We start from the raw sequence: 17,968 nt of genomic DNA on the forward strand, positions 1-17,968 counted from the left end.
GGCAGCGGGGGCGGCACGAACCACGGTCCCCGCTACTGCGGCGCCAGCGGCACCAGCTCCACCCGCTCCCGGCTCTCCTTCTCCACCGCCTTGCGCGAATAGACCAGCGGGAAATACTCGCCCCTGGCCCACAGCGGCGCGAGGTCGCGGTAGTGCGGGCTGGCCGGGTTGCCCGACTGGCCCGGCGTGTTGATCACGCGCGAGGCGTCCCAGTTGCCCACGTCCAGCACCATGCGGAACGACGCGCCGGCGGTGAGCTGGAAATCGCTGTTGCGATAGCTGGTGTTCATCGGCGTGAAGGACGAGCCGCCGATGGGGCCGGCGTTGACGTCGTAGCGCTGGCGCGCGGCCGCGTCGAGGATCGGGTGCAGCGGGTGGTCGAACACGGCGGCGTGCAGCTTGCCCCATTGCCAGGCCCTGGGGTCGGGGCCGAGCTTGCGCTCCACCTCGGTCATGGCGCTCTTGAGCGAGCTCACGATGGCCTCGTTGCGGCGCTCCAGCGGCATCCACGGCTCGGGCCGCTCCAGCACCGCCAGCACGCGGCTGGCGTCGCCGTAGCCGGCCAGGCGCGCGCCGTCCGGCGAGAGCGCCGCGCGCACCACGGCCGGGCGCAGGTACTTGCTGAACCACACCTCGAACAGCGCCGCCGGCGCGCTGTCGGCGCGCTCGTTGCCGTCCCAGCCGCGCAGCAGGTCGAGGCCGCGCTGCGCCTGCGCGTCGTCGCTGCGCACGTTGGCCAGCACGGCCACCGCGCGCAGCGCGGGCAGCGAGACGGTGTCGTTCTGCCAGGCCATGCTGTCGGCCAGCGACGAATGCGCGTTGGCCGCGACCAGGCTCTTGAGCCGGCGCGCACGCGCGGTGTCGCTCCACTCGTAGCCGATGCCGAGCCGGGCGGCGGGATGCCTGGGCGGGATGTTGTTCTCGTTGGCCGTCACCACGTAGCCCGCGCTCGGGTTGAAGGCCCACGGCAGCTCGTCCATGTTGCGGTAGCCGGCCCATTCGTAGCGGCCGTCGCCGGGCACCGGCATGAGGCCGTCCCAGTTCGGGCGGATCGGCGTCAGGCCGCCGGGCAGCCAGCCGATGTTGCCGTCGCGGTCGGCGTAGACCTGGTTCTCGCCGGGCGCGCCCCAGCGGTTCATGGCGGCGCGGAACTGGTCCCAGTTCTGGGCGCGCATGTAGTCCATCGAGCCGAAGTACGGCGCCATGCCGAAGTCCAGCCACGCGGCGCGCAGCACGTAGGCGCGGCCGCTCTTGGCGTCGGCGTACAGCACCGGGCCGTGGCGGGTGAAGTCGATGCCGACCTTGCGCGGCGCGGCCTCGCCCTTGACGGCGATGTCCTCGGTCACGGTCTCCATCGGCTCCCAGCGGCCGCGGTAGCGGTACTCGCGCGGCTGCGCCGGGTTGGTCTCGTAGACGTAGAGGTCTTCCTGGTCCATGTAGAAGCGCGTCAGGCCGAAGCCCACGGTGTCGTTGTGGCCGATCGAGATGCCGGGCAGGAACGGCTCGCCGGCGCCGATCACGGACAGGCCGGGCGCGTTCAGGTGGCTGATGTAGCGCAGGCTCGGCGCGCCCTGCGCGCGGTGCGGGTCGTTGGCCAGGATCGGGCGGCCGGTGGCGGTGCGCGCGCCGGCGATGACCCAGTTGTTGGAGCCGAGGCTGCGCGCGGTGTCGCTGTTGCCGTCGAGCACCGCGTAGAGCGCCTCGTGCGGGATGTCGCCGGCCGCGGCCGAGGTCCACCACTCCTTGGGAAAGCGCGGCGCGGCGGTGGCCAGGTCGTAGGCGCGGCGCAGCTCGGCCACCGGCAGCGCGCACGGGTCCAGGCCCTCGGGCAGCCGGGGCGTGACCGGCGGGTCCAGCTCGCGGCGCACCCAGTCGGCGCGCACCGCGTCGGGCTTCACGTGGCAGTAGATCTGCGCGCGGTCGATCTCGCCGGTGAGGTTGAGCGTGAGGCCGTGGTGGCGGATGCGCACGATGTCCTCGGCGCGCCAGCGCGCGGGCTTGTAGTTGAGGATGCGGAATTCGGGCGGCAGCAGCTCGGGACGCGCCTCGGTCTGCGCCACGAAGGCGTTCACGCCGGCCACGAAGGCCTCGGCCACGCGCTTGGCGTCGGAGCCGTAGGCCAGCCACTCGCGGTACATGTCGCCGCGGAACAGCACCGCGCGCGCCATGCGGTCGCCTTCCACGTAGGCCGCGCCGAAGTCCCTGGCCATCTCGCCCAGGCCGCGCTTGCGCCACAGGTCGATCTGCCAGAGGCGGTCGCGCGCGGCCATGAAGCCCTGCACGTAGAAGGCGTCGTACAGCGTGCCCGCGTAGATGTGCGGCACGCCCCAGCGGTCGATCAGGATGCTGGCCGGCTTCTCCAGCCCGGCCACCTGGTAGCGCTCGGTGCCGGATGCCGCGGCCGCGTTGTTGGCCGCCGCCGGCACGGCCTGCGCGGCGCCGGCGCCCAGGACGGCACTCAGGCCAAGGACGGCGGCAAGGCGGCGGGCACGGCGGACCATCTGGAATCTCCTCGGAATGGCGGGAACTGCATGCGGGGCGGCGCGCCCGGCGCGCGGCGAAATGTCGCCAAGGATAGCGGAAGACGGCACGCGCGGGCGAAATCCGGCGCGGTGCCGGGCGCGCGCGGCAGGCCCCGGCGGGCCTTGCGCGCGGCTTGTGCGCGGCTTGTGCGCGATGTTTTATCCCGCAAAACTTTGATGCAGCGCAGAATGACGCCCCGCGTCCGGGCGTCTATAACCTGGGAACCGGTTTCACTCCCCGAAACTGCCCATCCCGGAGCCTGCGCGTGACGGTCCCCACGACCTCCCTCCAGAAAGCCTGCAAGCTGCTGCGCGCGCTGTCCGACCCGCGCAATACGCGGCTGACCGATCTCGCCGCTGTCACGGGCGTGGACAAGGCTTCGGCGCTGCGCCTGCTGGACACGCTGGCGGCCGAGGGTTTCATCGCGCGCGACGCCGACACCAAGGCATTCTCGCTCGGCCCCGAATGGCTGGCGCTGCGCGCGGCCAGCGTGCGCCGCATCGACCCGCGCGCCGCCGCGCGGCCCGCGCTGATCCGGCTGGCGCAGGCGTTCGAGGACACCGCCATCCTGTCGGTGCCGAGCGGCTGCGAGTCGGTCTGCCTGGAACTGCGCCCGGGCACCTTCCCGATCCGCGCCAACTATCTCGACGTGGGCAGCCGCCGTCCGCTCGGCGTGGGCGCCGGCAGCCTGGCGCTGCTGGCGGCGCTGCCCGATGCCGAGGTGGAAGCCACCGTGCGCGCCATCGCGCCGGCGCTGCGGCGCTATCCGCGCATCGACGGCGCGCTGCTGCTGCGCGAGGTGCAGGCCACGCGCGCGCGCGGCTACGCGGTGCTGCTCGACGTGGTGGTGGAGCGCATGGGCGGCATCGCCATCGCGCTGCCCGGCCCGGACGGCTACCCGCTCGGCGCCATCAGCATCGCCGCGCTCAACGAGCGCATCACCGAACGCGAGCCGGCGCTGGCGCGCGCGCTGCGGCGCGAGGCCGAGGCCGTGTGCGCGGCCTGGCTGCCGGCGGCGCAGGGCGGCCCGGCCGGATCATCCACCGCGCGGCGGCCACGCAAGGCCGGCGCCGCGCGCGTCCAACCACAACCGGAGGCATAGCGCATGCGCTGGAAACAACGACCGCAGGGATCCAACTGGGGCGATTTTGGGCCCGACGACCAGCTCGGCCGCGTCAACCTGATCGGCCCCGAGCAGGTCCGCAAGGGCGCGCTCGAGGTGCAGGCCGGGCTGTCGTTCTGCCTGTCGCTGCCGCTCGACTACCCGGGCGGCAACAAGCTCAACCCGCGCCGCCACCCGCCGGTGCTGCGCCCGACCTTCCGCGACGACATCCCCTACGTGAACTTCCCGCTGGCCAAGGTCGATGCCGCCGCCACCGACGTCATCAGCGACGACCAGGTGCTGCTGTCGCTGCAATACTCCACGCAGTGGGACTCGCTCGCGCACGTGGGCGCGCTGTTCGACGCCGACGGCGACGGCCGCGCCGAGCGCGTCTACTACAACGGCTACCGCGCCAACGAGCACATCGTCGGCCCGGTGGACTACGCCGAGGACGACCATTTCGCCGCGCACGCCTGCGGCCACGAGCACAGCGAGGCGCGCGCGCTCGGCATCGAGAACTTCGCCGTGAAGGGCATGCAGGGCCGCGGCGCGCTGGCGGACCTGGCGCACCACTACGGGCTGGACTTCCGCAACGTCGGCTACGACGACCTGATGCGCGTGCTCGAAGCCGACCGCGTGGAGGTGGAGCGCGGCGACATGCTGCTGCTGCGCACCGGCTTCGCCGAGGTGGTGCTGTCGATGCGGCGCGAGCCCGACGAGAACGTGCTGCACCACGCCTGCTGCGCGCTCGACGGCCGCGACAACCGCCTGCTGAACTGGATCACCGATTCCGGCATCGCCGCGCTGATCGCCGACAACTACGCGGTGGAGCGCTACCCGGCGCTGCCCGCGCCGGCCGGCGAGACGCACCACCCGCTGCTGCCGCTGCACCATCACTGCCTGTTCAAGCTCGGCCTGCCGCTGGGCGAACTGTGGTACCTGCAGGAGCTGGCCGCGTGGCTGCGCGCCAACCGGCGCGCGCGCTTCCTGCTCACGGCGCCGCCGCTGCGGCTGCCGGGCGCGGTGGGCTCGCCCGCCACGCCGATCGCGACGGTCTGACCGGACCCGCGCCTCAAGAAATCAAGAAAAAAACGGGCCATGCAGGCCCCACGCTGGAGGAGACAACCATGAACCGCAACCATCCGTGGCTGCGCCGGCCGCTCGGCGCGCTGGCGCTGGCCGCCGCCCTGCTGTGCGGCGCCGGCCAGGCCGTGGCGCAAGCCGCCAAACCCGGCATTTCCGACGACGAAGTCAAGATCGGCCTGATCCTCGACATGAGCGGCCTGTATGCCGACGTGACCGGGCGCGGCAGCGCCGTGGCCGCGCAGATGGCCATCGACGACTTCGGCGGCAAGGTGCTCGGCAAGAAGATCGAGCTGGTCGTGACCGACCACCAGAACAAGGCCGACATCGCCGCCAGCAAGGCGCGCGAGTGGTTCGACACCGGCCACGTCGACGCCATCCTCGACGTGGCGGCCTCCGCGCCCGCGCTGGCGGTGCTGGAAGTGGCCAGGCAGAAGAACCGCATCGTGGTGTTCTCCGGTCCCGGCACCGAGCGCATCACCAACGACCTGTGCACGCCGGTGTCGGTGCACTACGCCTACGACACCTACGCGCTGGCCAACTCCACCGCGCGCGCGGTGGTGCAGCGCGGCGGCAAGACCTGGTTCTTCCTGACCGCCGACTACGCCTTCGGCCACACGCTGCAGGAGTCCGCCACCGCCGTCATCAACGAGACCGGCGGCAAGGTGCTGGGCGCGGCGCGCCACCCGATCGGCGCCAGCGACTTCGCCTCCTACCTGCTGCAAGCGCAGGCCAGCAAGGCGCAGGTGGTGGGCCTGGCCAACGCCGGCGGCGACTCGGTCAACGCCATCAAGGCCGCCAGCGAGTTCGGCCTGACCCGCGGCGGCAGCCAGCGCATGGCCGGGCTGCTGCTGTACATCAACGACATCCACGCCATCGGCCTGAAGACCGCCTCCGGGCTGCTGCTGACCGAAGGCTTCTACTGGGACATGAACGACGCCACGCGCGCATGGTCGCGCCGCTACTTCGACAAGCTCAGGAAGATGCCGAACATGAGCCAGGCCGGCACCTACTCCTCCGTCATGCACTACCTCAAGGCCATCCAGGCCGCCGGCACCGACGAGACCGCCGCCGTGATGAAGCAGATGAAGGCCATGCCGATCAACGACTTCTTCGCGAAGAACGGCCGCATCCGCGAGGACGGCCGCATGATCCACGACATGTACCTGTTCGAGGTCAAGACGCCGGCCGAGTCCAAGTACCCGTGGGACTACTACAAGCTGCTGGCCACGGTGCCGGGCGACCAGGCCTTCATCCCGCCGGCCAAGTCGCAATGCCCGCTGATGAAGCGCTGAACGGAACGCCCATGCTCAATCCCGTTTACCTGCGCGGCGCCGGCAATACGCGCTTCGGCCGCATCGAAGGCAGCACGCCGCTGACGCTGATGGCCGCCGCCACCGATGCCGCGCTGGCCGACGCCGGCCTGGCGCGCGCCGACATCGACGGCGTGCTGTGCGGCTACGCCACCACGCTGCCGCACCTGATGCTGGCCACGCGCTTCTGCGAGTACGCCTCGCTCGATCCCGCCTACGCGCACGGCGTGGCCTCGGGCGGCGCCACCGGCGGCGTGATGGCCATGCTGGCGCGCGAGCTGGTGCGCGCCGGGCGCTGCCGCCACGTGCTGGTGGTGGCGGGCGAGAACCGCCTGAGCGGCCAGAGCCGCGACCAGTCCATCCAGACCCTGGCCCAGGTCGGCGAGCCGGAGATGGAGGTGCCCAACGGCGCCTCGGTGCCGGCGTACTACGCGCTGCTGGCCTCGCGCTACCTGTTCGAGACCGGCCTGCGCGCGGACGACCTGAGCGGCTTCGCGGTGCTGATGCGCGAGCACGCGGCCGGGCATCCCGACGCGCACCTGCGCGAGCCGATGACGCCGGAGGCGGCGCGCGCCGCCCGGCCCATCGCCTCGCCGCTGCGGCTGTCGGACTGCTGCCCGATCTCCGACGGCGCGGTGGCGGTGGTGATCTCCGCCGAGCCCGGCGGCGGCCGGCCGGTGCGCATCGCCGGCGCCGGGCAGGCGCACCGCCACCAGCACCTGAGCACGCTCGACAGCGTGCTCGCCACCGGCGCGGCCGACGCGGCGCGGCGCGCGCTCGGCGAAGCCGGCAGCACGGTCGCGGAGGTCGACTACCTGGCGATCTACGACTCCTTCACCATCACGCTGGCCATGCTGCTCGAGGAACTCGGCGTGGCGGGGCGCGGCGAATCGCCCGGGCGGCTGGCCGCCGGCGACTTCGGCCGCCACGGCGCGCTGCCGCTCAACACGCACGGCGGGCTGCTCGCGTTCGGCCACTCGGGCGTGGCGGGCGGACTGATGCATCTTGCCGAAGCCGGGCGGCAGCTCGCGGGCAAGGCCGGCGCGCGGCAACTCCCGCCGCGCAGGCGCGCGCTGTTCCACGCGGACGGCGGCGTGCTGTCGTCGCACGTGAGCCTGGTGCTGGAGGCGCAATGACCACGCCGCTCGCCAGTCCCCTTGTCTTCTCCCCCACTTCGCGGGAGAGGGAAGCAAACCCCCTGCAACGCACGGCGCCATCGCGGAACCAGCCATGACCACCGACCAAGCCGACCATCCCTACCAGTCCGGCCTCGACGCCGGCATCGTGCGCTACCAGGCCTGCGCCGACTGCGGCGCGTGGCAGCCCTTGCAGCGCCACGCCTGCCGCGCGTGCGGCGGCACGCGCCTGGGCTGGCGCGACGCGGCGGGCACCGCCACCATCCACTCGGTCACGGAGGTCGCGCGCGCGCCGACCGATGCGTTCCGCGCGCTGGCGCCCTACACGCTGGTGCTGGCCACGCTCGACGAAGGCCCGCGCGTGATGGCGCATGCCGAGCCCGGCGTGGCCATCGGCGAGCGCGTGCGCGCCGGTTTCCTGCGGCACGGCGAACGCACGTTGCTGCGCTTCCTGCGCGAATAGCACGCGGCGCGCGCCGGTCGGCGCGCGGCGCTTCCATCACAACCGAGGAGACCGACATGAACCGAACCTTGCCGCTTCGGCGGCCCGCGCTCGCCCTGCTGGCGGGCGCCATCGCCCTCTCGGGCGCATTGCCCGCGCCGCCGGCGCGGGCGCAGGCCTGGCCCGCCAGGCCGGTGCGGCTGATCGTGCCCTACCCGCCGGGCGGCCCCACCGACATCGTGGCGCGCGTGGTCGGGCAGAAGCTGGCCGACCAGCTCAAACAGCCGGTGGTGGTGGAGAACCGCCCCGGCGCGGGCGGCAACATCGGCGCGGAAGCGACCGCCAAGTCGGCGCCCGACGGCTACACGCTGCTGGTGGCCACCACCGCGCACGCGATCAACATGACGCTGTTCAGCAAGCCCGGCTACAGCACGCAGAAGGATTTCGCGCCGGTCTCGCTGCTCACGCGCGGGCCGCTGGTGCTGGTGACGGCGCCGGCCACGCCGGCCGGCAGCGTGGCCGAGCTGATCGCGCTGGCCAAGGCAAAGCCGGGACAGGTCAGCTTCGCCAGCTCGGGCAACGGGCAGTCCACCCATCTTGCCGCCGAGCTGTTCAACAGCATGGCGGGCACGCGCATGACCCACGTGCCGTACAAGGGCAGCGCGCCCGCGCTGACCGACGTGATGGGCGGGCAGGCCACCGTGATGTTCGACACCATGCTCTCGGCCATGCCGTTCGTGCGCGACGGCCGGCTCAAGGCGCTGGCGATCACGGGCGCGGCGCGCTCGCCCGCCGCGCCCGACCTTCCCACCGTGGCGCAGGCCGGCCTGCCCGGCTACGAGGCCACCGCGTGGAATGCGCTGCTGGCGCCGGCCGGCACGCCGCCCGCGGTGGTCGGCGCGCTCAGCAGCGCGCTCAAGACCGTGCTCGAGCAGGACGACGTGCGCGCCAAGTTCGCCACGCAGGGCTTTGCCGCCGAGTGGACCTCGCCCGCCGCCACCGGCCAGTTCCTCGCCCGCGAAATCGACAAATGGGGCAAGGTGGTCAAGGCCTCCGGCGCCACCATCGACTGACTCCCCCGCTTCTCTTTGCTGCCACGCCGCAATCCACCATGAACCAGACCCTGCAAGCCCTGCTGGCGCCGCGCTCGATCGCGGTGATCGGCGCCTCCGACCACATCCACAAGATCGGCGGCCGGCCCATCTACTACATGCGCGAGCACGGCTACGCCGGCAAGCTCTATCCGGTCAACCCGCAGCGCGACACCATCCAGGGCCTGCCCGCGTTCGCCTCGCTCGACGCGCTGCCCGAGGTGCCCGAACTGGCCATCATCGTGGTGGGCGGCGAGGCGGCCGTCGCCGCCGTGCGCGACTGCGCGCGCCTGGGCGTGGCCGCGGCCATCGTCATCGCCTCGGGCTTCGGCGAGGCCGGCGCGGAAGGCCGCCGCCAGCAGGACGAAATGGTGCGCGTGGCCGCCGGCGCCGGGCTGCGCCTGGTCGGCCCCAACAGCCAGGGGCTGGCCAACTTCGGCACCGGCACCATCGCCAGCTTCTCCACCATGTTCATCGAGGTGCCGCCGCAGGACGGCCCGGTGGCCGTGGTCAGCCAGAGCGGCGGCGTGTGCGCGATGGTCTACGGCCTGCTGCGCGGGCAGGGCATCGGCGTGCGCCACATGCACGCCACCGGCAACGAGGCCGACCTCACCGTCAGCGAACTGGCGCTGGCCGTGGCGCACGACCCCGACGTGAAGCTGATCCTGCTGTACCTGGAAAGCCTGACCGACCCGGCCGTGCTGGCCGAGGCCGCGGCGGTGGCGCGCCGGCGCGGCGTGCCGATGGTGGCGGTGAAGGCCGGGCGCTCCAGCGCGGGCCAGCGCGCGGCGGCCTCGCACACCGGCGCCATCGCCAACGAGGACCGCGCGGTGGGCGCCTTCCTGGCGCGCCACGGCATCTTCCGCGTCGACGACGCGCACGCGCTGGCGCGCTGCGCGCCGCTCTACCTGCGCGGCTGGCAGGCCGCCGGGCGCCGGCTGGTGGTGGTCAGCAACTCGGGCGCGAGCTGCGTGATGGCCGCCGACGCCGCCGAGCCGCTCGGCCTCGCGCTGGCGCCGCTGTCGGCCGCCACCCAGGCCGCGCTGGCCGAGCGCCTGCCCGGCTTCGCCGCCACCGCCAACCCGGTCGACGTGACCGCCGCGCTGCTGACCAACAGCGGCCTGTTCGGCGACGTGCTGCCGGTGGTCGCCGCCGACCCCGCCGCCGATCTGGTGCTGCTCGACATCCCGGTGGCGGGCATGGGCTACGACCTGCCGCGCTTCGCGCGCGACGCCGCCGGCTTTGCCGACAGCGCCGGCAAGCCGATCGCCGTGGCCGCGTGGCAGGCGCCGGTGGCGGCCGCGTTCCGCGCCGCCGGGGTGCCCACCTACGCCAGCGCGGCCGACGCGCTGGCCGCCTTCGCGCAACTGGCCACGCACCAGCGGCAGTTGCGCGAGACCGCGCAGGAAGACGGCGCGGCGGCCGCGCACCGGCCGCCCGCGCGCGCCAGGGCCCGCGCGGCGGCGAACGCACCGGCGCAAACCCTCAGCGAAGCCGCCAGCCTGGCGCGCCTGGCCGCGGCCGGCATCCCGGTGGTGGCCCACAAGCTGTGCCACGGCGTGGACGAAGCGGTGGCGGCCTGGCGCGAACTGAAAGGCCCGGTGGCCGTCAAGGCCAGCTCGCCGCAGGTGCCGCACAAGAGCGAGCACGGCCTGGTGGCGCTCAACTGCAACGACGAGCACGCCGTCGCGCACGCCTACATCGTCCAGACCGACATCCTGCGCAAGATGGGCGCCGCCTGCGAAGGCGTGGTGGTCGCGCGCATGGAGCGCGGCCAGCGCGAATGCATGGTCGGCGCGCACTGGGACCCGGTGTTCGGGCCGGTGGTGGTGGTCGGCGACGGCGGCAAGTACGTCGAGGTGCTGCGCGACACCGCCGTGCTGCTCGCGCCCTGCAGCGAAGCCGCGGTGGCGCGCGCCGTGGCCGGCCTGCGCATCGCGCCGCTGCTGGCCGGCGTGCGCGGCGAGAGCGCCGTGGACGTGGCCGCGCTGTGCCGGATCGCCGCGCGCGTCGGCCGGTTGATGCACGAGGCCGGCGGCGCCATCCGCGCGCTCGACCTCAACCCGGTGATGGTGAGCGCGGGCGGGGCGGTGGTGGTGGACGCGCTGATGGAGGTGGCGGGCTGAGGCGCGATGCGGGCGGCAGGCCCGCGTCGGAGCAATCCGATTCCGGCCATTGTCAAATGCGAACAGACCGGATTTTCCGTTGCTTGCCGCGTGCATCGGGCCGCGTCCGCTCATTAGAATGAGCGGACGATTCAGTCCGGATGCACGCAATGGAATTCACCGCCGGGGAAGTTCCCCACCAACTCATCCTGTTCGGCCCGCCGGGCACGAGCAAGAGCCATACCGCGCTGCACGTGCTGGCCGGCGTGCTGGGCGTGGACAAGGACGACATCTTCCCCGTCACCTTCCACCCCGAGTTCGGCTACGGCGATTTCGTCGCCAGGCTGATGCCCATGTCGCGCCGCGACGGCGGGATCAGCCGGATCGAATACAGCGTTCACGCCGGGCCCTTCATCGAGGCGCTGGGCCGGGCATACGCGGCGCCCGACAGGAAGATCCTGCTGCTGATCGACGAGATCAACCGCGGCAACTGCGCCGAGATCTTCGGCGACGTGTTCCAGCTGCTCGACCGCAATGACGATGCCTGGTCCAGCTACGAAGTGATGGCGTCCGAGATCGTCATGCAAGCGCTGCGCGACAAGTTCGACGGCGCCGGCAGCGGCGACGGCAACGTCGCGGCCGTGTACGGGAAGAAGAAGCTGCGCCTGCCGCCGAATCTCCATCTCGTCGGCACCATGAATTCGAGCGACGAATCGGTGTATTTCATGGACACGGCATTCAAGCGGCGCTGGCACTTCCAGTTCGTGCCCGTGGATTTTGCCACGGTGCCGGCAACGCAGAAGGCCGCGCTGCTGGAAAACGGCACCATGCCGGCGCCGGACTGGGAGGCGTTTCTCACCGCGCTCAACCGCTTCATCGTGGCGAAGTGCCAGGCGGCCAAGCTCGACGACAAGCTGGTCGGGCCGTGGTTCATCAAGGCGCGCAGCGCGGGGCGGCTGGCGGACAAGTATCCGGCCGCGCTGGGCGAACTGAAGGTGCTGGCGCCCAAGGTGACGACGCTGCGCAGGGGTGCCGACTTTAGCCGCGCCTTCGACGAGCAATTCCATGCGTTTGCGGAACAGCTCCCCCAGCCAATGCGCGACGCCGTGCTGGAATTCGCCCGCTACGAGAACCAGGAGGTGCGCAAGATCGGCAGGATCCCGTTCAATCTGGAGTCCGCTTACTACTACGCGCGGGATACGAAGCCCGCGACGATGGAAGACGGCCAGCTCGTCATCGAGGATTTCGTCGAGGCGCTGGGCCAGCTCGCGCTGGCGCCCCGCATCAGCCGCCACGACATCGCCGGCAAGCTGTGCCTGTACCTGTGGGACAACGTGTTCGACCGCGACCGCCGCCCGCTGTGCGAGGTGATCGGCTGCGGCCGGGAAGCGCTGCGCACCTTCGGCGATTTCGCCGGCAAGGTGGACGCCTTCGTGGGCGGGATCATGCGCGACTACGGCGAGCGGCCGGAGACGGCGGCGGCCGCCGGCGCCACGAACGCCAGCAACGACGAAGACCGCGGGAACGACGGGAACGACGAGGACGGCGAGGACGGCGAGGCGGAAGCGGCGGCCGATGCTTGATTTCTCCACGCTAACGGTCGAGGCGGCCGGCGGCTACGTCGGGCTGGAGCGCAGGCAGGGCCGGGCCGTGCTGCGCCTGCCGTACCACCTGTCGCACCTGGAGCGCGAGCCGGTGCGCGCGCTGGCGATGCTCTACAAGGTGCTCGGCGTGTTCAGGACCACGGACAAGGCGGCCGGGCGGCTGGCGCCGGTGGACGGCATCGAGCACAACGGCGCTTCGGTCCGGGGCACGCGGGACGAAGGCGTGTCGTTCCATGACACGCTGGGGCTGGAGGCGCTGTTCCAGGCCTTCGATCCGCTCGGCCTGCTGAGCCTGGTCGAGCGGCGCGGGCGCACCAGCCGCGTCGACTACGGCAAGCTCCACCGGCATCTGCATCGCGCCGTCTATCTCGACGACGGCGCGCCGTTCGTCGAATACGCGAGCGGCCCGCGCCGCGAGCTGCGGCTGGCCGCGCACGATCTGGTCGGGCTGTACTGCTTCGTCGCCGGCGATTTCTACACCGGCTTCCTCGGCCTCGCGCCCGAGCAGGCATGGGGCGACTTCAGCGGCGAGGCGCTGGCGCAGGCCGCCGATTTCCGCCACCGCTTCCTGCACGCGGACAGCGGCCTGTTCGGCGGCGACGCCTTCGTCGCCACCGACACGCGCGAGCGCCTGCGCGAGATCCTCTTCCGCATCGAGCGGCAGACCCCGTTCAAGAGCCAGGTCTTCCTCACGCTGTTCGACGGCCTGCGCCGCTACCTCGAGCAGGGCTGGCTGGCCGACCGCGACGACGGCATGGTGTGGGGCATCGGGGATTTCTGGTCGGTGTGGGAGTCGGCCTGCCTGGCGCACGCGCTCGCGCGGCATGCGCCCGGGGACATCTTCACCTGCGACTACCAGCACCTGCCCGCGGCATTGCTCACACGCGAGCGCGAGCAGGCGTGGCAGGCCAGCCGCGAGGCGGTCTTCGCGCGGAACGAATACCGGCGCCGCCCGGACCTGGTGGTGCGGCGGGACGGCGGCTATCGCATCGCCGACTTCAAATACTATGCGGAGCTTGCCGCGCGCCGGCCGAAGCCGGACGGCGCCGCGTCGGCCAAGCAGGTGGCGGACTTCGACAATATCGAGCTCTACGGGCTGCTGCTGCGCGACCATCTGCATCGCACCGGCCAGCCCGGCGCGGCGCGGGTGGCGCTGGAATTCTGGCTACCGGCGGCGGCGCGCCACGAGCGCGCCTTCACGCGCGCGCCGGCGTGGTCGCCGCCGCTGCGCGTGGTGGGCCAGCCCGTCGCGGCGCTGCTGGACGACTACGCGAAGCTGTTCCGCGTGCAGCCCGCGCGGCGGTAGCCGCGCGCGGCGTCAATACACGTCGCGCCGGTAGCGGCCTTCCTCGCCCAGGCGCAGCAGCGCCTCCTCGCCCAGCACCTCGGCCAGCGCGTCGTTGACGCCGCCGGCCATGCCCTTGAGGCTGCCGCACACGTAGATGGCGGCGCCGTCTTCCACCCACTCGCGCAGCGTGCCGGCGTGGGCGCGCACGGCGTCCTGCACGTAGCGCAGCGCGCCGCCGTCGCGCGAGTAGACCAGGTCCATGCGCTCCAGCACGCCGCCCGCCTGCCACGCGGCGAGTTCGTCGTGGTGGAAGGCGTCGTGCTGCGCGGTGCGCTCGCCGAACAGCAGCCAGTTGCGGTGGCGGCCGGCGGCGGCGCGCGCCTTGAGGTGGGCGCGCAGGCCGGCCAGCCCGGTGCCGTTGCCGATCAGGATCAGCGGGCGGTCGTCGGCGGGCGGGTGGAAGCCGCGGTTGGCGCGGATGCGCAGCGCGATGGCGGCGCCGGGCGCGGCGTGCTCGGTCAGCCAGCCGGAGGCGAGGCCGAGGCGGCCGTCGTCGTGGCGGGTCTGGCGCACCAGCAGTTCGAGGCGGCCGTCGGCGGGCAACGAGGCGATCGAGTATTCGCGATGCGGCAGCGGCGGCAGCGTGTCGACCAGCCGCTGCGGCGCCACGCCGGCGAGCGCGGCGAGGTGCGGCTCGGGCAGCACGATGCGGGTGGCGAGCGCCTGCGCCAGCGTGGCGTCGGCGCCGTCGCAGCGCACCGGCGTGGCGCCGTCGAGCCTGAGCTTGCCGAGCACGCGCGCGACCTCGGCCAGCGACAGGCGCGGGCCGATCTCGGCGATGTCGCCGGCCTGCCAGCCGGGCGCGGGCGCGCCGGCGGGCGGCGCCAGGGCGAGGTGGAAGGCCGGCGCGCCGGGGCTGCCGGCGTTGAGCAGGCGGCGCTCGGCCAGTTGCCAGTCGGCGTAGCGCGGCTTGTCCCAGTCGGCGATCTCCACACCGCCGCCGAGCGCGCTGAGGTGGTTCTGCCAGTGGCGCAGCGCGCCGGGGTCGCCGTTGTCGACCTCCACCATGTCGAACAGCGCCTGCGCGTGCTGGCGCTGCAGCCACGCCGAGAGCGCGTGGCCGAAGGCGCAGAAGCTGGCGTAGCTGCGGTCGCCAAGCGCGAGGATGCCGTAGCGCAGCTCGCGCAGGCCGCCCGCGCCGGCGGCGGCGCTCAGGCGGCGCGCGAAGCCGGCGGCGCTGTCGGGCGCGTCGCCCTCGCCGGTGGTGCTGACCACGAACAGCACCTGCGGGCAGCGGGCCAGGCGCCCGGCTTCCACCTGGTCGAAGGACAGGCATTGCGCGGGCACGCCGGCGTCCTGCAGCGCCTGCGCGGTGTGCTGCGCGACCTGTCCGCCAAACCCGCTCTGGCTGGCGTAGATCACCAGCGTGGCGCCTTCGCGCGGCGCCGGCAGCGCCCGCGCCAGGCGCGCGCGGTGCCGGCCGATCACGGCGGTGCTCAGGCCGAGGTAGGCCAGCGCCACGCCGGCCGCCATGCCGGCGCGGCTGGGGGCGAGGAAACCCAGCGCGATGCCGGCCAGCCCGGCCGCCACGCCGAGCGCGGTCGCGGCGCGCAGCACGCGGAGCCGCCGGGTGGCGCGGCTGGCGCTGTCGGCGCCGTCCGCGCCGTCGGCGGGATGGCGCCGGGGCGGCGCGCCAGCGGGCGCGTCGATCGGCAGGGAGGAGGCGCTATCGGGCGTGGTCATGCCAGCATGGCCGCGAAGGCCGGGGAGAGTCGTTCATCGAAGCCGCCGCTGCGGCGGACCAGGAAGCGCGCGGCCAGCGCGTGGCGGCGCGCGAACACCATGCCGGCTTCGGGGCCGAGCACGGTCAGCGCGGTGGACAGCGCGTCGGCCATCATGCATTGCGCATGGAGCACCGTGACCGAGGCCAGCGCGTGGCTGGCGGGATAGCCGGTGCGCGGGTCGAGCGTGTGGGCATAGCGGCGCCCGCCGCTGTCGAAATAGCGCCGGTAGTCGCCCGAGGTGGCCACGGCCAGGCCGTGCAGCGCGACCAGCGTGGCGGTGCCCGCCGAGGCCTCGGCGGGCGGCGTTTCGAGCTCGACCCACCACGGCAGGCCGTCGGGCTTGACGCCGTGGCCGCGCAGCTCGCCGCCGACTTCCACGAGGTGGCTGGCGACGCCCTGCGCGTCCAGGTAGCGCGACACCGCGTCGACGCCGAAACCCTTGGCGATGGCGCAGAAATCCAGCCGCACGCCGCCGGGCTGGCGCGCGCGGCGGTGCTGCGCGTCGAGCTCGATGCGCTGCCAGCCGCACCGCGCGCGCGCCTGCTCGATCTCGGCCAGCGCCGGCGCCGTGTCGCGGCGCGGCGCCGGGCCGAAGCCCCACAGGTCGACCAGCGGGCCGGCGCTGGGGTCGTAGGCGCCGCCGCTGTCGCGCGCCACCTGCAGCGCGGCCTGCAGCACGGCGAAGCAGTCTTCGGGCAGCGCCTGCCAGGCGCCGGGCGCGGCGCGGTTGAAGCGGCTGAGGTCGGAGCCGGCTTCCCAGTTGCTCATCTGCGCGACCACCTGCGCCAGCACCGCGCGGATGCCGGCGCCGAGCACGGCGGCATCCGGCGCGCGCGCCGGCGCGGCCCACGCCACCGACCACGTGGTGCCCATGCTCTCGCCGTGCAGCCGCTGCACGCGCGCGGCGGCATCGGGCGCGGGCGGCGCCGCGCCGAGCGAAACGGGAATCAGGACACGCTGCATGCGGGTGAACTTGCTCGAGACGGGACTGCGAAAAACGCAAAAAGCCCGCTGGGGGCCTGTGGCTTACGCGGACCGCCGGACTTGCGCCGGGCGGCCCGCTCGGGCGGGGTGCTGCTTACTGCGGCAGCACTTCCACGGTGGCCGCGTAGCTGGCGCGGCGGGTCTTGGCTTCCTTGACGGCGGCCTTGTCGTCGCGCACCTCGGCTTCCATCCAGTACATGCCCGGCGCCGGCCACTTGACGCTGAACTTGCCGTCGGCGTCGGTGGTGAGCGCGATCTCCTGCAACTGGTCGCGGTAGCGGATGCCGCCCGGCACCACGGCCACCTTGACGTTGGCGGCGGGCTTGCCGTCGAGCAGCAGGCGGAAGCTGGCGGCGTCGCCGGCGACGAGGTCGTTCGGGTGCGTGACCGGCGCCAGCTCGAGGCCGACGCCGGTGGTCTGCAGCACCCTGGCGCTCGGCTTGCCGGCGGTGACGAAGGCTTCCACGCGGCTGTCGGCCTGCGTCACTTGCAGGTCCTGGGCGCCGGCCGGCACTTCCTTGGCGAAGGTCTCGGCCGTGCCGCGCCAGCGCTTGGTCTGGCCGTTGCCGTCCTTGTAGCTGGCGAACAGGCCGCGGTTGACCACCGCCACCTTGTAGGTGCCGGGCTGGGTCAGGTGCACGTCGAAGGTGCTGCGGTAGCGGCCGGTGCCGGCGTTCTCGACCTTGGCGGCGGCGCCGTCGGGCGCGGTCACGGCGAGGTTGTCCAGGCGCAGGGGGAAATGCTCGAAGTAGAACAGGTCGTTCGACACGGCGGCGTCCACGGTCACCCACGGATCGCTGCCCGACAGCACGGTGGCCGACGGCAGCAGCCACTGGCGGTGGGCGTGGGCGGCCAGCGGCATCAGCGCGGCCAGGGCCAGCGCGGCGGCGCGGACGGACAGTTTGGTGGCGATAGTCTTCATCGTCATGCTCCTAGAAGTGCGGCCAGAGATCGGAAACGGAATAAGGCGGGCGGGCGCGCGGGCGCGTCAGGGCTTGAGGTCGACCGTGACGGTGCCGAGCTCGTGCGCGCCCGCGGCCTTGGCCGAGGCGGCCGCCTTGGGCGGCCACGCGAACGGCACGCGCAGCAGTTCGCGGCCGCCCACTTCGCGCGCGGCCTCGACCACCAGTTGGTAGTCGCCGGCCGGCAGCTTGCCCAGCGGCGCCTTGCCGTCGGTGAAAGTGAGCATGTGCTCGCCGGCGGCGCGCGTGGCGCCCGAGATGCCGTCGGCCGGCATCTGCATGTCGCGCCCGGCCTTGCGCCACCACTGGCGCATGTCCTTGAGCCACTTGGTGCCTTCGCCGTCCTTGTGCTTGACGTCGTACCAGACCGCCAGCGTGGCGGCCGGGCTCTGGTCGGCGCGCTCGATCCAGATCGAGACGTAGGGCTTGTGGTATTCCGCGACGTTCAGGCGCGGGATCTCGACCTTGACGTTCATTTCGGCCGCCACGGCCGGCGCGGCGAACGGTGCCGCGGCGAGGCCGGTGAGAGTGACGGTGAGCAATCGGCGCAT

14 protein-coding genes are annotated in these 17,968 nt (G+C 73.0%); 9 read left to right on the forward strand and 5 right to left on the reverse strand.

The annotated features are described in order from the left end of the window. Positions 1-32: 32 nt before the first annotated feature. Positions 33-2,501 carry a penicillin acylase family protein gene (locus tag ACWTPI_RS33570; RefSeq protein ID WP_454733941.1) on the reverse strand — a complete coding sequence of 823 codons (2,469 nt, stop codon included), beginning with the start codon at positions 2,499-2,501 and terminating at the stop codon, positions 33-35. 287 nt (positions 2,502-2,788) lie between these two features. Between ACWTPI_RS33570 and ACWTPI_RS33575 the strand changes: the two genes are divergently transcribed. From ACWTPI_RS33575 to ACWTPI_RS33615, 9 genes are all read left to right on the forward strand, one after another. Then, positions 2,789-3,625: an IclR family transcriptional regulator gene (locus ACWTPI_RS33575; protein WP_020203766.1), complete on the forward strand. Its 837-nt coding sequence runs from the start codon at positions 2,789-2,791 to the stop codon at positions 3,623-3,625. A gap of 3 nt (positions 3,626-3,628) precedes the next feature. Continuing rightward, complete coding sequence (locus ACWTPI_RS33580) at positions 3,629-4,684, forward strand: cyclase family protein (protein WP_020203767.1); 1,056 nt, start codon at positions 3,629-3,631, stop codon at positions 4,682-4,684. Between the two features lie 68 nt (positions 4,685-4,752). Beyond that, positions 4,753-6,003 carry an ABC transporter substrate-binding protein gene (locus tag ACWTPI_RS33585; protein WP_454733942.1) on the forward strand — a complete coding sequence of 417 codons (1,251 nt, stop codon included), beginning with the start codon at positions 4,753-4,755 and terminating at the stop codon, positions 6,001-6,003. Between the two features lie 11 nt (positions 6,004-6,014). Further along, entirely contained in the window at positions 6,015-7,157 is a 1,143-nt protein-coding gene (locus ACWTPI_RS33590; RefSeq protein ID WP_454733943.1) for a thiolase family protein, read from the forward strand. A 94-nt stretch (positions 7,158-7,251) separates the two neighbouring features. Further along, positions 7,252-7,620 carry a Zn-ribbon domain-containing OB-fold protein gene (locus ACWTPI_RS33595; protein WP_454733944.1) on the forward strand — a complete coding sequence of 123 codons (369 nt, stop codon included), beginning with the start codon at positions 7,252-7,254 and terminating at the stop codon, positions 7,618-7,620. A 56-nt stretch (positions 7,621-7,676) separates the two neighbouring features. After that, positions 7,677-8,672: a tripartite tricarboxylate transporter substrate binding protein gene (locus ACWTPI_RS33600; RefSeq protein ID WP_020423824.1), complete on the forward strand. Its 996-nt coding sequence runs from the start codon at positions 7,677-7,679 to the stop codon at positions 8,670-8,672. A gap of 38 nt (positions 8,673-8,710) precedes the next feature. Beyond that, the gene (locus tag ACWTPI_RS33605; protein WP_454733945.1) at positions 8,711-10,816 is read left to right on the forward strand and encodes an acetate--CoA ligase family protein; all 2,106 of its coding nucleotides are present in this window, start codon (positions 8,711-8,713) and stop codon (positions 10,814-10,816) included. A gap of 149 nt (positions 10,817-10,965) precedes the next feature. Then, entirely contained in the window at positions 10,966-12,378 is a 1,413-nt protein-coding gene (locus tag ACWTPI_RS33610; RefSeq protein ID WP_454733946.1) for an McrB family protein, read from the forward strand. Then, positions 12,371-13,705: a hypothetical protein gene (locus ACWTPI_RS33615; protein ID WP_454733947.1), complete on the forward strand. Its 1,335-nt coding sequence runs from the start codon at positions 12,371-12,373 to the stop codon at positions 13,703-13,705. Before ACWTPI_RS33610 ends, ACWTPI_RS33615 begins: the two co-directional genes overlap by 8 nt. 12 nt (positions 13,706-13,717) lie before the next feature. On the opposite strand, the gene ACWTPI_RS33620 is transcribed toward ACWTPI_RS33615, so the two are convergent. The 4 genes from ACWTPI_RS33620 to ACWTPI_RS33635 all read right to left on the reverse strand — a co-directional run bounded on the left by ACWTPI_RS33620 (position 13,718) and on the right by ACWTPI_RS33635 (position 17,968). Continuing rightward, positions 13,718-15,430 carry a sulfite reductase subunit alpha gene (locus ACWTPI_RS33620; protein ID WP_454733948.1) on the reverse strand — a complete coding sequence of 571 codons (1,713 nt, stop codon included), beginning with the start codon at positions 15,428-15,430 and terminating at the stop codon, positions 13,718-13,720. Next, entirely contained in the window at positions 15,427-16,434 is a 1,008-nt protein-coding gene (locus tag ACWTPI_RS33625) for an FAD:protein FMN transferase (RefSeq protein ID WP_454733949.1), read from the reverse strand. Before ACWTPI_RS33625 ends, ACWTPI_RS33620 begins: the two co-directional genes overlap by 4 nt. 115 nt (positions 16,435-16,549) lie before the next feature. Next, a complete protein-coding gene (locus ACWTPI_RS33630) occupies positions 16,550-17,377 on the reverse strand; it encodes a DUF4198 domain-containing protein (protein WP_020203777.1) in 828 nt (275 codons plus the stop codon). Between the two features lie 66 nt (positions 17,378-17,443). Next, positions 17,444-17,968: a DUF2271 domain-containing protein gene (locus tag ACWTPI_RS33635; RefSeq protein ID WP_454733950.1), complete on the reverse strand. Its 525-nt coding sequence runs from the start codon at positions 17,966-17,968 to the stop codon at positions 17,444-17,446.

The sequence above is a fragment of the Cupriavidus ulmosensis genome, assembly GCF_977008105.1.

What these genes read in the sequence shown, in the direction of transcription:
- ACWTPI_RS33635 (WP_454733950.1), bottom strand. Translation starts at nt 17,968, where the DNA reads ATGCGCCGATTGCTCACCGTCACTCTCACCGGCCTCGCCGCGGCACCG.
- ACWTPI_RS33590 (WP_454733943.1), top strand. Translation starts at nt 6,015, where the DNA reads ATGCTCAATCCCGTTTACCTGCGCGGCGCCGGCAATACGCGCTTCGGC.
- ACWTPI_RS33630 (WP_020203777.1), bottom strand. Translation starts at nt 17,377, where the DNA reads ATGAAGACTATCGCCACCAAACTGTCCGTCCGCGCCGCCGCGCTGGCC.
- ACWTPI_RS33585 (WP_454733942.1), top strand. Translation starts at nt 4,753, where the DNA reads ATGAACCGCAACCATCCGTGGCTGCGCCGGCCGCTCGGCGCGCTGGCG.
- ACWTPI_RS33580 (WP_020203767.1), top strand. Translation starts at nt 3,629, where the DNA reads ATGCGCTGGAAACAACGACCGCAGGGATCCAACTGGGGCGATTTTGGG.
- ACWTPI_RS33615 (WP_454733947.1), top strand. Translation starts at nt 12,371, where the DNA reads ATGCTTGATTTCTCCACGCTAACGGTCGAGGCGGCCGGCGGCTACGTC.
- ACWTPI_RS33620 (WP_454733948.1), bottom strand. Translation starts at nt 15,430, where the DNA reads ATGACCACGCCCGATAGCGCCTCCTCCCTGCCGATCGACGCGCCCGCT.
- ACWTPI_RS33610 (WP_454733946.1), top strand. Translation starts at nt 10,966, where the DNA reads ATGGAATTCACCGCCGGGGAAGTTCCCCACCAACTCATCCTGTTCGGC.
- ACWTPI_RS33595 (WP_454733944.1), top strand. Translation starts at nt 7,252, where the DNA reads ATGACCACCGACCAAGCCGACCATCCCTACCAGTCCGGCCTCGACGCC.
- ACWTPI_RS33625 (WP_454733949.1), bottom strand. Translation starts at nt 16,434, where the DNA reads ATGCAGCGTGTCCTGATTCCCGTTTCGCTCGGCGCGGCGCCGCCCGCG.
- ACWTPI_RS33570 (WP_454733941.1), bottom strand. Translation starts at nt 2,501, where the DNA reads ATGGTCCGCCGTGCCCGCCGCCTTGCCGCCGTCCTTGGCCTGAGTGCC.
- ACWTPI_RS33600 (WP_020423824.1), top strand. Translation starts at nt 7,677, where the DNA reads ATGAACCGAACCTTGCCGCTTCGGCGGCCCGCGCTCGCCCTGCTGGCG.
- ACWTPI_RS33605 (WP_454733945.1), top strand. Translation starts at nt 8,711, where the DNA reads ATGAACCAGACCCTGCAAGCCCTGCTGGCGCCGCGCTCGATCGCGGTG.